Origin of the sequence: Caballeronia glebae (assembly GCF_001545035.1) — a bacterium.
Lineage (GTDB): Bacteria > Pseudomonadota > Gammaproteobacteria > Burkholderiales > Burkholderiaceae > Caballeronia > Caballeronia glebae.
The window spans coordinates 86,455-100,079 of the sequence record NZ_FCOJ02000026.1 but is presented as its reverse complement, the minus strand read 5'-3'; the positions used below and the strand labels follow the sequence as shown (position 1 = coordinate 100,079).

15 protein-coding genes are annotated in these 13,625 nt (G+C 62.9%); 2 read left to right on the top strand and 13 right to left on the bottom strand.

The genetic code is table 11. The annotated features are described in order from the left end of the window. From AWB82_RS19085 to AWB82_RS19070, 4 genes are all read right to left on the bottom strand, one after another. A partial coding sequence (locus AWB82_RS19085; RefSeq protein WP_407643015.1) for an electron transfer flavoprotein subunit beta/FixA family protein occupies positions 1–206 on the bottom strand: 206 nt, incomplete at its 3' end. Between the two features lie 176 nt (positions 207–382). Continuing rightward, positions 383–1,177 (bottom strand): MetQ/NlpA family ABC transporter substrate-binding protein, encoded by a 795-nt coding sequence (locus tag AWB82_RS19080; RefSeq protein ID WP_086969913.1) that lies wholly within the window; start codon positions 1,175–1,177, stop codon positions 383–385. Positions 1,178–1,191: 14 nt separating this feature from the next. Next, on the bottom strand, positions 1,192–1,845 hold the full coding sequence (locus tag AWB82_RS19075) for a methionine ABC transporter permease (RefSeq protein ID WP_086969911.1): 654 nt from the start codon (positions 1,843–1,845) through the stop codon (positions 1,192–1,194). Further along, the gene (locus AWB82_RS19070) at positions 1,835–2,869 is read right to left on the bottom strand and encodes a methionine ABC transporter ATP-binding protein (RefSeq protein ID WP_086969944.1); all 1,035 of its coding nucleotides are present in this window, start codon (positions 2,867–2,869) and stop codon (positions 1,835–1,837) included. The genes AWB82_RS19075 and AWB82_RS19070 overlap by 11 nt, the downstream gene beginning before the upstream one ends. 163 nt (positions 2,870–3,032) lie before the next feature. Here AWB82_RS19070 and AWB82_RS19065 point away from each other — a divergent pair, with 163 nt between their 5' ends. After that, a complete protein-coding gene (locus tag AWB82_RS19065) occupies positions 3,033–3,926 on the top strand; it encodes an alpha/beta hydrolase (RefSeq protein WP_086969909.1) in 894 nt (297 codons plus the stop codon). Here AWB82_RS19065 and AWB82_RS19060 read toward each other — a convergent pair. Then, positions 3,923–4,846: a histone deacetylase family protein gene (locus tag AWB82_RS19060; RefSeq protein WP_086969907.1), complete on the bottom strand. Its 924-nt coding sequence runs from the start codon at positions 4,844–4,846 to the stop codon at positions 3,923–3,925. The genes AWB82_RS19065 and AWB82_RS19060 overlap by 4 nt on opposite strands. A gap of 306 nt (positions 4,847–5,152) precedes the next feature. Here AWB82_RS19060 and mltB point away from each other — a divergent pair, with 306 nt between their 5' ends. Further along, a complete protein-coding gene (gene mltB / locus AWB82_RS19055) occupies positions 5,153–6,325 on the top strand; it encodes a lytic murein transglycosylase B (RefSeq protein ID WP_096031442.1) in 1,173 nt (390 codons plus the stop codon). A 74-nt stretch (positions 6,326–6,399) separates the two neighbouring features. On the opposite strand, the gene cysM is transcribed toward mltB, so the two are convergent. The 8 genes from cysM to AWB82_RS19015 form a co-directional block, all read right to left on the bottom strand. After that, positions 6,400–7,302: a cysteine synthase CysM gene (gene cysM / locus AWB82_RS19050; RefSeq protein WP_086969940.1), complete on the bottom strand. Its 903-nt coding sequence runs from the start codon at positions 7,300–7,302 to the stop codon at positions 6,400–6,402. Between the two features lie 289 nt (positions 7,303–7,591). Beyond that, positions 7,592–7,966 (bottom strand): ComEA family DNA-binding protein, encoded by a 375-nt coding sequence (locus AWB82_RS19045; protein WP_086969904.1) that lies wholly within the window; start codon positions 7,964–7,966, stop codon positions 7,592–7,594. 75 nt (positions 7,967–8,041) lie between these two features. Continuing rightward, positions 8,042–9,034 carry an ADP-glyceromanno-heptose 6-epimerase gene (gene rfaD / locus AWB82_RS19040; RefSeq protein ID WP_086969902.1) on the bottom strand — a complete coding sequence of 331 codons (993 nt, stop codon included), beginning with the start codon at positions 9,032–9,034 and terminating at the stop codon, positions 8,042–8,044. 19 nt (positions 9,035–9,053) lie between these two features. Continuing rightward, positions 9,054–10,028, bottom strand: a complete 975-nt coding sequence (gene rfaE1 / locus AWB82_RS19035) for a D-glycero-beta-D-manno-heptose-7-phosphate kinase (protein ID WP_086969900.1) — start codon at positions 10,026–10,028, stop codon at positions 9,054–9,056. Beyond that, positions 9,994–11,397, bottom strand: a complete 1,404-nt coding sequence (locus AWB82_RS19030) for a UDP-glucose dehydrogenase family protein (RefSeq protein ID WP_086969898.1) — start codon at positions 11,395–11,397, stop codon at positions 9,994–9,996. Before AWB82_RS19030 ends, rfaE1 begins: the two co-directional genes overlap by 35 nt. A gap of 82 nt (positions 11,398–11,479) precedes the next feature. Continuing rightward, positions 11,480–12,655, bottom strand: coding sequence for a lipopolysaccharide assembly protein LapB (lapB, locus tag AWB82_RS19025; RefSeq protein ID WP_086969895.1), 1,176 nt, complete (start codon positions 12,653–12,655; stop codon positions 11,480–11,482). Positions 12,656–12,697: 42 nt separating this feature from the next. After that, complete coding sequence (locus AWB82_RS19020; protein WP_061135171.1) at positions 12,698–12,991, bottom strand: LapA family protein; 294 nt, start codon at positions 12,989–12,991, stop codon at positions 12,698–12,700. 292 nt (positions 12,992–13,283) lie between these two features. Then, entirely contained in the window at positions 13,284–13,613 is a 330-nt protein-coding gene (locus AWB82_RS19015) for an integration host factor subunit beta (RefSeq protein WP_061122718.1), read from the bottom strand. Positions 13,614–13,625: the final 12 nt, after the last annotated feature.

Here is a 13,625-nt window from a genome sequence, read left to right as displayed (position 1 = left end):
TGACATTGCGTCACGCCGCACGACACAGCGATTACTTCGGTCGCAACACCCGCTTCCCTCAGACGCACCGCTTCTTCAACCGCGATCTCGTCGAACGGGTTCATCGACATCTTCACGTTGGCGATATCGACACCTGTGCTATCCGACTTCACCCGGACCTTCACGTTGTAGTCGACCACGCGCTTGACTGGCACCAGAATTTTCATCCACACGCTCCAAAGTTACGATAACGTCAACCCAGCGTCATTATACGAGTGACGCGTCGGATTACCCCTCCATAAGCGGGTGGGGTCGGGGCGTTATGCAATAGGTATGGGCCGAATTTTATCGAACGATCGTGCTATTTATATTCACGAAAACCCGAATACGACCATGAAAACGATTACCAGGCCGTAATTACCGCGCCGGCGTATTTGCCTTCGATGTACTGCTTCACTTCCGCCGAGTGATACGCCGCGATCAGCTTGCCGACCCACGGCTTGTCCTTGTCGGCCGCGCGAATCGCGATGATATTCACGTACGGACCGCGCGGATCTTCGATCGCGATCGCGTCGGACTTCGGCTTCAGACCCGCTTCCATCGCGAAATTGGTGTTGATGGCGGCAACGTCGACATCGTCGAGCGAGCGCGGAATCTGCGCCGCGTCGAGTTCGACGATCTTCAGCTTCTTCGGATTTTCGACGATATCGAGCGGCGTCGCCTTCAGGCCGGCATCCGCGCGCAGCTTGATGAGACCTTGCTTCTGCAGCAGCAGCAATGCGCGGCCGCCGTTGGTCGGATCGTTCGGCACCGCGACGCGCGCGCCGTTGCCGAGCGCCGACAACGACTTCAGCTTCTTCGAATAGATGCCCATCGGGAATGTCACCGTATCGGCGATTTTGATGAGTTTGTAGCCGCGATCCTTCACCTGCGCGTCGAGATACGGCAGATGCTGATAGCTGTTCGCATCGAGATCGCCGGCGGCGAGCGCGGCGTTCGGCTGCACATAATCGGAGAACTCGACGACCGTGATCTTCAGGCCGTTCTTCGCCGCGACCTGCTTCACCACGTCCATGATCTGCGCGTGCGGACCGCCGGTCACGCCAAGCTTGATGGCGTCCTCGGCGTGCGCGACGCCGTTGAACAGCGTTGCGCTCAGCAGCGCGGCGGCGAACTTCAGAATGAATCGACGTTGCATGGTTTCTTGAGTGGTTATTTGTGACTGAGACGACGCACGAGCCAGTCGCCGAACGACTGAACGAGTTGCACGAACACGATGAGAATCACGACCACGGTGAGCATCACTTCGGGCAGGAAGCGCTGATAACCATAGCGGATACCGAGATCGCCGAGACCGCCGCCGCCGATTGCGCCCGCCATCGCCGAATAGCCGACGAGCGACACGAACGTGATCGTCAGGCCCGCGACGACACCCGGCAGCGATTCCGGCAACAGCACCTTGAAGACGATCTGGCGGGTCGTTGCGCCCATCGCCTGCGCGGCTTCGATGAGTCCGCGATCCACTTCGCGCAGCGCGGTCTCGACGAGTCGCGCGATGAACGGCGCGGCGGCGATGGTCAGCGGCACGACGGCCGCCGCGGTGCCGATCGACGAACCGACGACGAGCCGCGTGAACGGAATCACCGCGACGAGAAGAATGATGAACGGCGTCGAGCGCACCGCATTGACGACGCCGCCGAGCACGCGATTCACGCCGATGTTCTGCAGCACGCCGTCGCGATCGGTCAGATAGAGCAGCACGCCGAGCGGCAAACCCACGGCCGCGCCGACGAGTCCCGAGATGCCGACCATGATCAGCGTTTCCCAGAACGACTGGACGAACATGTCGAACATTTCACTCAACATGGGACAACTCCTCCACCACGACGCCTTGCGAGCGCAAATAATCGATCGCCTCGGCGATCTTCACCGGCTGACCGCCCGCGAGCACCGCGAGCGAGCCGAACGCCTGCCCCTGAATCTCGTCGATCTGGCCGTGCAGGATGTTGAAATCGAGTTCGTAGCGGCGGATCGTCTCCGAGAGAATCGGCTGATCGACGCCCGAGCCCGTGAACGCGAGCCGCAGCAAATGGCCGCTGCCGGTCTTGAGCCGCTCGGTGACGCGCGCCTTCATTGCGGGCGGCAACTCGTGCGCGATCACGTCGCCGATCAACGCGCGCGTGACTTCGTGATGCGGCTGCATGAAGACATCGACGACCTTGCCCTCTTCCACCACGCGCCCCGCGTCGAGCACCGCGACGCGATCGCAGACTTGCTTGATCACTTCCATCTGATGCGTGATGAGCACGATCGTGAGGCCGAGTTCGCGATTGATCTTGCGCAGCAGATCGAGAATCGCGCGCGTGGTTTCGGGATCGAGCGCGGACGTGGCTTCGTCGGAAAGCAGCACTTTCGGTCTGCTCGCGAGCGCCCGCGCGATGCCCACGCGCTGCTTCTGCCCGCCGCTGATCTGCGCGGGATACTTGTCCTTGTGCGTCGAGAGGCCGACGAGATCGAGCAGCGGCAAAACCTCCGCTTCGATCTCGGCGCGCCTTTTGCCGGCAAGTTCGAGCGGCAGCGCGACGTTGTCGTACACCGTGCGCGAACTCAGCAAATTGAAATGCTGAAAGATCATGCCGATGTCGCGGCGCGCGGCGCGCAGATCGTCCTTGCCGAGCGTCATGAGATCGCGCTCGTCGACAATCACGTTGCCCTCGCTCGGTCGCGTCAGCAGATTGATGGTGCGCACGAGCGTGCTCTTGCCCGCGCCGCTGCGCCCGATGATGCCGAACACTTCGCCGGCGGGAATCGTCAGATTGACGTTGTGCAGCGCTTCGACCCAGCCCCGAGGCCCCGCGAAACGCTGCGAAAGATTGCGTATTTCGATCATGAAATGCAAACGGCGGAAGGCTCGGCAGGTGAAACGCACCCGCGCAGCCGGCCGCCGCTCGTTCTTAGCTGTTAGTTACCGTCGCCCGGATTTTACAGGACGCGTTACATCTGTTTAATAATGATTTCTGCGCGGCTAATAACTTGGAGATATTTACCGGCTCATGTCACGCACCCTCTATTCGACGAGCGCCGTCACCACACGACACGGCGTAGAACTGTTTCTGCATCGCTGGCAGCCCGCGCCGGGCGCCGATCCGAAGCCGCCGCAAGCGCGGATCGCGCTCGTTCACGGTCTCGGCGAACACGCGGGACGTTACGACGCGCTCGCGATCGCATTGAACGCGGCGGGCATCGAGCTGATCGCCATCGATCTTCGCGGACACGGGAAATCGTCGGGCGATCGGGCGTGGGTTCGCGTCTTCACCGACTATCTGCGCGATACCGACGTCCTGCTCGAAGCGTGCGCAGCGACGCCGCCCATCGCCACACCGCTCTTTCTGATGGGCCACAGCATGGGCGGAACGGTCGCCGCGCTGTACGCCGCCGAGCGCGCGCAAGAGCGAAAGCTGGCCGGCCTGATCCTGTCGAGTCCGGCGTTGAAGATCGGCGTGGGCACGCCGCGCTGGAAGGCGAAACTGAGCCGCATCGTGGGCACGATCGCGCCGCGGGTCGCCGCCTTCAGCATCGATCCGGCGTTGCTGTCGCGCGCGCCGGGTGTCGTCGAGGCGTACAGGCGCGATCCGCTCGTGCTTCACGCAGCCGTCCCGGCGCGCACCGCTGCGCAGATTCTGGCCGGCATGGAGCGCGTGGCGGCGAAGCGCGGCGGCATCGCACTGCCGCTGCTCGTCTTTCACGGCAGCGCGGACGCGATCTGCGATCCCGCCGGCAGCCGCCAGTTCGAAGCCCACGCGGGATCGACCGACAGCACGCTCGCGATTCATGAAGGCAGCGCCCACGAAACGCTCAACGATCTCGACCGCGAGCGCGTGATCCGCGAGCTGATCGACTGGACGCTGGTGCGCGCCGACTACGCGCGCACGCACGCGCCCGGCTAGATTTCCGCCAGCACCCGCAGATGCGCGACGACGCTGCGACCCAGCGCGGACAGGTTATAGCCGCCTTCGAGACAACTCACGATGCGCCCTTGCGCGTGCCGCTTGGCCACGCCGCGAATCTGCTCGGTGATCCACGCGTAATCGTCCTCGACGAGACCCATGTTGGCCATGTCGTCTTCGCGATGCGCGTCGAAGCCGGCCGAGAAGAAGATCATCTGCGGCTTGAATTCTTCGAGCCGCGGCAGCCACATCATGTCGACGACTTCGCGCACCTGCATACCCTTCGTGCGCGCGGCCAACGGCACGTTGACCATGTTCGACGCGTGATTGTCGGCGCCGCTGAACGGGTAGAACGGATGCTGAAAGAAGCTGCACATCAGCACGCGCGAATCGCCGCTGAACGCGGCTTCCGTGCCGTTGCCGTGATGCACGTCGAAATCGACGATCGCGACGCGCTGCAGGCCGTGCACATCGAGCGCATGGCGCGCGGCAATGGCGACGTTGTTGAAAAGGCAGAAGCCCATCGCGCGCGCGGGCTCCGCGTGATGGCCCGGCGGCCGCACGCTGCAAAACGCGTTGTCGTAACGCCCTTCGATGACCGCATCGGTAGCCGCGACCGCCGCGCCCGCCGCGCGCAATGCGGCGCGATAGGACTCGGGGCACATCGACGTATCGGGATCGAGCTCGCTTCTGCCCGATTCCGGCGTGCGGCTCTTGATGTAGTCGATATGCGCCTGCGTATGCACGCGCGCGAGATCGGCTTCCTCGGCGAGCGGCGCTTCCTCGCGCTCGATGAGCGAGTCGATCCGGCTCGCGATCAGTTGATCTTCGATCGCCTGCAAGCGCGCCGGACATTCGGGATGCCATTGCCCGTTGTCGTGCCGGAGGCAGTCGGGATGGGTGTAGAAGCCGGTAGCCATGATGTCTCGCAATGCCGCTTTTCGTCGGCTCTCGTCTCGTGCTTTTTTGTCATACGCGAGCAGGTTTCGCGCAATTGACGTTAAGTTACCACACCGTTCGGCACGGGCGCTCTCGCCCGGACACATGGCCGATCCGGGCGCGAAGCGTCGGTTATACTGCCCCGACGCCTGCCGCCCGAGCGATTGCGCGCGGCATGTTGCAGGCTGTTGCGTTCCGTTGAGAATCGTTGCGATCGATTCGACTTCACATGCGTTTTGGCCGCTCGCGCATCGGCATCGCCCCAACCGCCCCCAACCACGCACACTATGAATTTTCAGTTTGCTCCGTTTGTCTTCACGGCCTCCTCCAGGCCGGCCACGCGTGCCCTCGTTGCGTCCATCGTCTGCGCGCTCGGTTTTCTCTCCGGGAATAGTGCCTTTGCGCAGTCGCAGCAACCGCAGGCCGCGACGCCGCAAGGGCAGATGTTCGAAGAAGAGATCGTGCCGCAGCGCTACGCGAACAATCCGAATGTCGATGCGTTCATCAATGACATGGTCGCGCGCTACGACTTCGATTCGTCCGCGCTGCACGACCTGTTCGCCCGCGTGAGCTACTCGGCGACCGCTGCAAAGCTGGTTCTTCCGTCGCCCACGCCGCAGGCCAAGAACTGGCGCGCCTATCAGGGGCGTTTCATCGAGCCGGTGCGCATCAACGCGGGCGTGAAGTTCTGGCGCGCGAATCAGGCGACGCTACAGCGCGCCTCCGCGCAGTTCGGCGTGCCGCCGGAGGTGATCGTCGGGATCATCGGCGTGGAGACGATCTACGGGAAGTACATGGGCAACTTCCGCGCGCTCGACGCGCTGACCACGCTCACCTTCGATTACCCGAACACGCCGAACCGCGTCGAGCGCATGGCGACGTTCCGTAAGAATCTCGAAGACCTGCTCGTGTGGACGCGCGATTCGCAGATCGACCCGACGTCCGTGCTCGGTTCGTACACCGGCGCGATCGGCATTCCGCAGTTCCTGCCGAGCAGCATCGTGCAATACGCGGTCGATTTCGACGGCAACAGCCGCATCGATCTGCGCGCGAGCCCGGCGGACGCCATCGGCAGCGTGGCGAATTACCTGAAACAGAACGGCTGGCAACCGGGACGCCCGGTCGTGTGGCGCATTGCCGGCGATGTCGGCAGTCAGGGCATTGCGCAGGCCGCCGCCGACGGCTCGCCGGAGCCGAAGTGGTCGCTCGCGCAACTGACGAAGGCCGGCATGCTGCTCAACGAGCCGGGACTGAACATCGACGCCGAAGCGCCGACCCCGCTCACCGTCGTCGATCTGCCCACGCCCGGCCGCACGACCGAATACACGCTCGGGCTGAAAAACTTCTACGTGCTGACGCGCTACAACCGCAGCTTCTTCTACGCGCTCGCGGTGTATCAGCTCGGCGAGGCGGTGAAGGCGCGCATGATGTCCGGCGACACGGGCGCGAACTTGCAGTAACTTCGCGTTGTCTTTGAATATGAAAAACCCCGGCACGCCGGGGTTTTCTCATAGCGCGAACGAAAATCGCGGCGTCAAGCCGGGAACACGCCCGTCGACAGATATCGATCGCCGCGATCGCAGACGATGAACACGATCGTCGCATTCTCCACCTGACGCGCGATGCGCAGCGCGACTTCGCACGCGCCGCCCGACGAGATGCCCGCGAAAAGGCCTTCGACCGACGCGAGGCGTCGCGCCATCGCTTCGGACGCCGCCTGACTCACGTTCTCCACGCGATCCACGCGGCTGCGATCGAAGATCTTCGGCAGATACGCTTCCGGCCACTTGCGGATGCCCGGAATGCGCGAGCCCTCTTCCGGCTGCGCGCCGATGATCTCGATCGCCTGGTTCTGCTCTTTCAGAAACTTCGACACGCCCATGATCGTGCCGGTCGTGCCCATTGACGACACGAAGTGTGTGAGACGGCCTTCGGTCTGGCGCCACAACTCGGGGCCCGTGCCTTCGTAGTGCGCGAGCGGATTGTCCGGATTCGCGAATTGATCGAGGATGATGCCGCGGCCATCGCGCTGCATCTGATCGGCGAGATCGCGCGCGTATTCCATGCCACCCGTCACCGGCGTCAGCACGATCTCGGCGCCATACGCGGCCATGCTCTGACGGCGTTCGATCGACAGATCTTCCGGCATCAGCAGCACCATCTTGTAGCCGCGCATTGCGGCGGCCATCGCGAGCGCGATGCCTGTGTTGCCGCTCGTGGCTTCGATCAGCGTGTCGCCCGGCTTGATGCGGCCGCGCTCTTCAGCTTTCCTGATCATCGACACAGCCGGCCGGTCCTTCACCGACCCCGCCGGATTGTTGCCTTCGAGCTTGGCCAGTACGACGTTGTTGCGGCTGCGGATTTCATCGTCCACGACGCGGACGAGTTGCACGAGCGGCGTGTTGCCGACCGTGTCTTCGATAGTCATGTAAGCCATATGCGGAGCGGATTCCATTCCCCACGGACGACTCGTCTGTGGCGGGGATTTCGATATAGGGATTCGTCGATTGTAGCCCACTGGTTCCGTCGATGCCGGCGCACCCCTGATGCACGGATGGACTGCCGGCGCAGCCGAAAGCGCAATGACAGATTCGCCGCTTCGCGTGCGCGCCGCCCGCGCGAGCAAAAAGCCCCGTGGGGAAACCGTCCACGGGAAGCCCAAGACATCCGAAGGCTGAAGGAGATCGACGGCGCGCCGCGCGCCGGGGCGCGCCTCGGGTCTTCCGTTATTTCTTCACGACGACCGGCTTGGCCGACGTGGAAGCCGAAACCGCCGTCGCGCCAGCCGAGTTCGCGCCGCCCGGCGGTGCGGCGACCGCCGCGGACTTGCTCGTCGCGCCGACCGCCAGCCCTTCCGCTTCGAGACGCTGGACGGTCTTGCCGCCCATGCCTTTCACGCGCGCGCTGAGATCGCTCGCGTCCTTGAAGGGACCGTGCGCCTGACGTTCATCGAGAATGGCTTTCGCCTTTGCCGGACCGATGCCCTTGATGCCGCGCAGCGCGTCGGCGTTGGCGGTATTGACGTCGACGGCCGCGAACGCGCTGCCGATGGAAAAAATGAGCGCGAATGCGGCGATCGACGAGAGTGCTTGCTTGAACATGACTGAGTCTCCGTGAAGAACCGGCCGGCACCAGCGCCAACCGTGAGACCCAGTTTAGAGAGGCTCGATGCGCGTTTATAGCTGGCCGAATAGCCAACGCACGTAACGATCGACGCCTTCTTGAACCGTGAGGAACGACGCGTCGTAACCCGCCGCGCGCAGCTTCGACTGGTCCGCCTGCGTGAAGCATTGGTACTTGCCGCGCAGCGCGTCCGGAAACGGCACGTATTCGATCAGCCCGCGCTGCACGAGCTCGGCCAGCGACAGCGCCGCTTCGCCGTTTAGCGCACGCAACGAGTTCACGACCGTCGACGCGATGTCGTTGAACGGCTGCGCGCGTCCGGTGCCGAGATTGAAGATGCCCGATTTCTCCGGATGATCGAAGAAGAACAGATTCACCTTCACGACATCCTCGACCGAAATAAAATCGCGCGTCTGTTCGCCGGCCGCGTAGCCGTTGTATTCGCCGAAGAGCTTGACCTTGCCTTCCGAGCGGAACTGGTTGAAGTTGTGGAACGCAACCGACGCCATACGACCCTTGTGCGTCTCGCGCGAGCCGTACACGTTGAAATAGCGAAAGCCGACGATCTGGCTCTGCGCCTTCGGCAGCGTTTGCCGCACGATCTGATCGAAGAGGAACTTGGAATAGCCGTAGACGTTGAGCGGCTTCTCGACTTCACGCTCCTCGACGAAACGGCTCGAACCGCCATATGTGGCCGCCGACGATGCATAAAGGAACTGCGCGCCCTGCGCGAGGCACGCGTCCATCACTTCGCGGCTGTAGCGGAAGTTGTTGTCCATCATGTAGCGGCCGTCGGTTTCCATCGTGTCCGAACAGGCGCCTTCGTGGAACACCGCGCGCACGCTGCCGAAATCGCCGCGCTTGAAGCGCTCGACGAATTCGGTTTTGTCGAGGTAATCGTCGATCTCGCAATCGACGAGATTCTTGAACTTGTCGGCGCGCGTGAGATTGTCGACCGCGATCACGCGGTTCTCGCCACGCTCGTTGAGCGCCTTGACGATATTGCTGCCAATGAAGCCGGCCGCACCGGTAACGATGATAGTCATGGCGTTATGTCAGGTAAGGTCAGGCGAAGAGTTCGTTGTAGCCGACGGTCGCCGTACCGAGCTTACCCACGACGATGCCCGCCGCGCGGTTCGCATAGACGATCGAGTCGACGAGCGGCACACCCGCGCCCAGCATGGTCGCGACCGTTGCGATAACGGTGTCGCCGGCGCCCGAGACATCATACACTTCGCGCGCTTCGGCCGACGTGTGCAGCACCCGGTTCTCGGTGAAGAGCGTCATGCCCTCTTCCGAGCGCGTGAGCAGGAGCGCGGAGAGATCGAGATCGGCGCGCAGTTTCGTCACGCGATCTTGCAGGTCTTCCTCGGATTTCCATTGGCCGATCACTTCGCGCAGCTCGGCGCGGTTCGGCGTGATGAGCGTGGCGCCGCGATAACGGTCCCAGTCGTCGCCCTTCGGATCGACGAGCACCGGCTTTCCGGCGCGCTTCGCGTCGGCGATCATCCGCGTGACGTGCGTGAGGCCGCCTTTCGCGTAGTCGGACATGAGGATCACGTCGTGCTGCGGCAGGATCTCGGTGAAACGTTCGAGACACGCGCGCAGCACTTCATGGTTCGGCGTGTTTTCGAAATCGACGCGCAGCAGTTGCTGCTGACGCGACAGCACACGCAGCTTGATGGTCGTGAGAAGTTCGGGATCGCGTTCGAGATACGCCGCGACCTTGCTCTCGCCGAGCAACTCGACGATGCGCTCGCCCGGCTCGTCATGACCGACCACGCAGAGCAGACCAGCCTGCGCGCCGAGCGCCGCCGCGTTGCGCGCGACGTTCGCCGCGCCGCCGAGCCGGTCTTCCTTCTTCTGCACATGCACGACCGGAACGGGCGCTTCGGGCGAGATGCGGTTGACGTCGCCGAACCAGTAGCGGTCGAGCATCACGTCGCCGACAACCAGCACGCGCGCCGCTGAAATGCGCGCGAGCGGAACGACGGGAATATCGGCCTTAGTTACTGCTGCCGTTGCGGTCGAGTTCGACATGGGGACGTCCTATTGCAAAGTAGTCGATGCCCATTTCGGCCATCGCTTCCGGTTCATACAAATTGCGGCCATCGAAGATCACCGGCGCCTTCAGCGCGCTCTTCAGGTGCCAGAAATCCGGGCTCTTGAATTCCTTCCATTCGGTCACGATGACGAGCGCGTCCGCGTCCGTCAGCGCATCCTGTTGCGTCTTCACGAAATGCAGACGCTTCAGCTCGTCGGGGCGATCCGCGAGATCGAGCGCGAACACGCGCTCCGCTTCCTCGCGCGCGACGGGATCATAGCCGCGCACCGTGGCGCCGCGCTCCAGCAACGACTCGATGATGCGCCGGCTCGACGCCTCGCGCATGTCGTCGGTATTGGGCTTGAACGCGAGGCCCCACACGGCGAACGTGCGCCCGCGCAGGTCCTCGCCCATGCGCTTGACAATCTTGTTGACGAGCACTTCTTTCTGATCGCGATTGACCGCTTCGACCGCTTCGAGAACACGCAGCGTGTGGCCGTTCTCGCGCGCCGTCTGCGCGAGCGCCTGCACGTCCTTCGGGAAGCACGAGCCGCCGTAGCCGCAGCCCGCATACAAGAAGTGATAGCCGATGCGCGGGTCCGAGCCGATCCCGCGCCGCACCGATTCGATATCGGCGCCGACGGTATCCGCGAGATTCGACAGATCGTTCATGAACGAGATGCGCGTCGCGAGCATCGCGTTGGCGGCGTATTTCGTGAACTCGGCCGAGAACACGTCCATGTACAGTGTGCGCTCGTGATTGCGGTTGAACGGCGCGTAGAGGCGCTTCATTTTCTCGCGCGCGAGGTTGCCCGCGCGGTCGTCGTCGATGCCGATCACGATGCGATCCGGGCGCATGAAATCGTCGACGGCCGCGCCTTCCTTCAGGAACTCCGGATTCGACACGACCGAGAAGCCGTGCTTCTCCGAACCGCCGAGCCCGCGCGCCTTAAGCTCTTCGTCGACGACGCGCTTCACCTGCAGCGCCGTGCCGACCGGCACCGTGGATTTATCGACGATCACCTTGAAGCCGTTCGAATACTTGCCGATGTTGCGCGCCGCGGCGAGCACGTATTGCAGATCGGCGGAGCCGTCTTCGTCGGGCGGCGTGCCCACCGCGATGAATTGAACGTCGCCGTGCTCGACGCTTGCTTTCACGTCCGTGGAAAACTGGATGCGGCCCGCCGCGCGCGTGCGCCTCAGCATTTCCTGAAGGCCCGGCTCGTGGATCGGCACGCCGCCATTGTTGAGAATTTCGATCTTGCGCGGATCGACATCCACGCAAAATACGTCATTGCCGATTTCGGCAAGGCACGCGCCGGTTACGAGACCGACGTAACCCGTGCCGACGATGGTCACTTTCATACGCTTTCCGGTTGTTCCTGAAATGCCGGTGGCGGAAGCGGCGCACTCGCGCGCCGCCCGATGTCATGCTTGCCGCGCGGGCTCAGACCGAGCTCGTGATCGGCTCGACGCGACGCGGCGCGTACGTCTCCCAGCCGCTGCAGCCGGGACACTGCCAATAGAATAGACGCGCGCGGAATCCGCAAGTTTGACACGTATAACGCGGCAGATTCTTGGTGCGCTGTTTCACTAGATTACGCATCAGTTCGAGCTCGCCGCGGCGCGGCTCGTCGGCCGCCGCCTCCTGCGCTTCGAGCAGACGCGTCATGCCCGCGAGATTCGGCGCGCTCTGCATCTGCTTGCGCGCGAGTTCGTGTGCTGCGTCGAGACCGCGCAACTCCTGAACGTGTTTGTACGCGACATCGAGCAAATCGTTCGACGGATAGCGCGTCACGTAATCGATCAGCAGATCGACGCCCTCTTCCCTGCGCCCGAGCGTGGCATACGCCTTCATCAATTTCTCGGCGACGAGCGGCAAATACGCCTCGTTCTGCTCCTCGACACGCTTCCAGTTCGCGATGGCCGCTTCGACGTTGCCCGCGGCCGCTTCGACATCGCCCGCGAGGATGGTCGCGCGCACGTTGTCCGGGTTCGATGCCAGCGCGAGCGTCAACTCGGCGCGCGCGCCATCGGCATTCTTGCGCTGCAACGCTTCCTGCGCGAGTTCGCAATGAAAATGCGCGATTTCCATATGCAGCGACGGCGCGCCCATCTTTTCGATTTGCTCGGCCGTCGTAATCGACTTCGGCCAGTCCTTCTCGATCTCATAGATGGTCAGGAGCGCGCGCTGCGCACCGAGCGAATATTCGCCCTCGTTGAGCGACTTGAACGTTTCCTCGGCGCGATCGAGCAGGCCCGCCTTCAGGAAGTCCTGTCCGAGTTCATAGAGCGCGTGATCGCGCTCGGCGACCGGCAGATCGGCGCGGCTCAGCAAATTCTGATGCACGCGGATCGCGCGATCTGTTTCTCCGCGGCGGCGAAACAGATTGCCGAGCGCGAAGTGCAGTTCGATCGTTTCGGGATCGAGCTTGGCGACTTCGATGAATGCATCGATCGCCTTGTCGTGTTGCTCGTTGAGCAGAAAATTGAGGCCGCGAAAGTACGAGCGCGGCAAGTTCGCATTTTCGGACAACAGCGCTTTCAAGTCATGGCGGGACGCCATCCACCCGAGCGCGAAAGCGACGGGGATGACGAGCAGCCACCAGAAGTCTAGATCCATGCGATTAGTCGTTGAATGTTACGTGTCTGCTTGCGCGAAAGTTCAGATGAGCGGCGGCATCGGCGGCTCTTCCTTCACCACCGGCGTCTCGCGCGCGACACGCAACTCGCGCTTGAGCCGCCCGTTTTCCATGCGCAGGCGCACCATCGCCGGCACGGCGGACACGAGCCCCGCAAGCAATCCCACGACGAAAAACGCGAGGCCGATAAGAATAAGCGGCGCCTGCCACGCGTAGCCCGCGAGAAAGTTCAGCGTCGCGGGCTGGGTATTGGCGAGCGCCAGCACCAGCAACAACACGAATACCAGAACGCGGATCAGCCAGACGATGAATTTCATGTAGGGTCTCGCAAGAGCGGTTGCACCAGACGGCCCTTCCATTTCGGCGGGGCCTGCGCGGTTGAACACCCAGGTCAAAGTGACCGGTATTGTAATTGATGCTCCCGAGCGCCGGCAGTCGCCAGCTCGCCGCATGAAATTTTTAGCAAACAACGCACCCGTCGCGGCAGGGTGATCGAGCATAAAACGTCGCGCATAAAAAAAGCACCCCGAAGGGTGCTTTCCTGGTCGATTGCCCGGTTGGCCGGATGCCGCGAACTGAAAGATATCTTCAGTCAAGGATACGGGCCGATCAGAGATCGTCCGCATCATCGTCATTCGACTGCTTCAGCGGTTCCCCCGCGCGGCCGTCGACGCGTTCGCGCAATTCCTTGCCCGGCTTGAAGTGCGGCACGAATTTCTCCGGCACCAGCACCTTCTCACCCGACTTGGGATTGCGTCCGACACGTGACGGACGACGGTTGAGCCCGAAGCTGCCGAAGCCGCGAATCTCGATGCGATGACCGTTGGCCAGCGCCTCCGACATCGCATCGAGCATCGTCTTCACCGCGAAATCCGCATCCTTGAGGACAAGTTGCGGAAATCGCGACGCCAACTGGGCGACCAATTCCGATTTGGTCATACTTCAGCTTGC

Excerpts from the sequence above, each read along its gene's own strand:
- AWB82_RS19080 (WP_086969913.1), bottom strand. The coding sequence starts at position 1,177 with ATGCAACGTCGATTCATTCTGAAGTTCGCCGCCGCGCTGCTGAGCGCA.
- AWB82_RS19075 (WP_086969911.1), bottom strand. The coding sequence starts at position 1,845 with ATGTTGAGTGAAATGTTCGACATGTTCGTCCAGTCGTTCTGGGAAACG.
- AWB82_RS19070 (WP_086969944.1), bottom strand. The coding sequence starts at position 2,869 with ATGATCGAAATACGCAATCTTTCGCAGCGTTTCGCGGGGCCTCGGGGC.
- AWB82_RS19065 (WP_086969909.1), top strand. The coding sequence starts at position 3,033 with ATGTCACGCACCCTCTATTCGACGAGCGCCGTCACCACACGACACGGC.
- AWB82_RS19060 (WP_086969907.1), bottom strand. The coding sequence starts at position 4,846 with ATGGCTACCGGCTTCTACACCCATCCCGACTGCCTCCGGCACGACAAC.
- mltB (WP_096031442.1), top strand. The coding sequence starts at position 5,153 with ATGAATTTTCAGTTTGCTCCGTTTGTCTTCACGGCCTCCTCCAGGCCG.
- cysM (WP_086969940.1), bottom strand. The coding sequence starts at position 7,302 with ATGGCTTACATGACTATCGAAGACACGGTCGGCAACACGCCGCTCGTG.
- AWB82_RS19045 (WP_086969904.1), bottom strand. The coding sequence starts at position 7,966 with ATGTTCAAGCAAGCACTCTCGTCGATCGCCGCATTCGCGCTCATTTTT.
- rfaD (WP_086969902.1), bottom strand. The coding sequence starts at position 9,034 with ATGACTATCATCGTTACCGGTGCGGCCGGCTTCATTGGCAGCAATATC.
- rfaE1 (WP_086969900.1), bottom strand. The coding sequence starts at position 10,028 with ATGTCGAACTCGACCGCAACGGCAGCAGTAACTAAGGCCGATATTCCC.
- AWB82_RS19030 (WP_086969898.1), bottom strand. The coding sequence starts at position 11,397 with ATGAAAGTGACCATCGTCGGCACGGGTTACGTCGGTCTCGTAACCGGC.
- lapB (WP_086969895.1), bottom strand. The coding sequence starts at position 12,655 with ATGGATCTAGACTTCTGGTGGCTGCTCGTCATCCCCGTCGCTTTCGCG.
- AWB82_RS19020 (WP_061135171.1), bottom strand. The coding sequence starts at position 12,991 with ATGAAATTCATCGTCTGGCTGATCCGCGTTCTGGTATTCGTGTTGTTG.
- AWB82_RS19015 (WP_061122718.1), bottom strand. The coding sequence starts at position 13,613 with ATGACCAAATCGGAATTGGTCGCCCAGTTGGCGTCGCGATTTCCGCAA.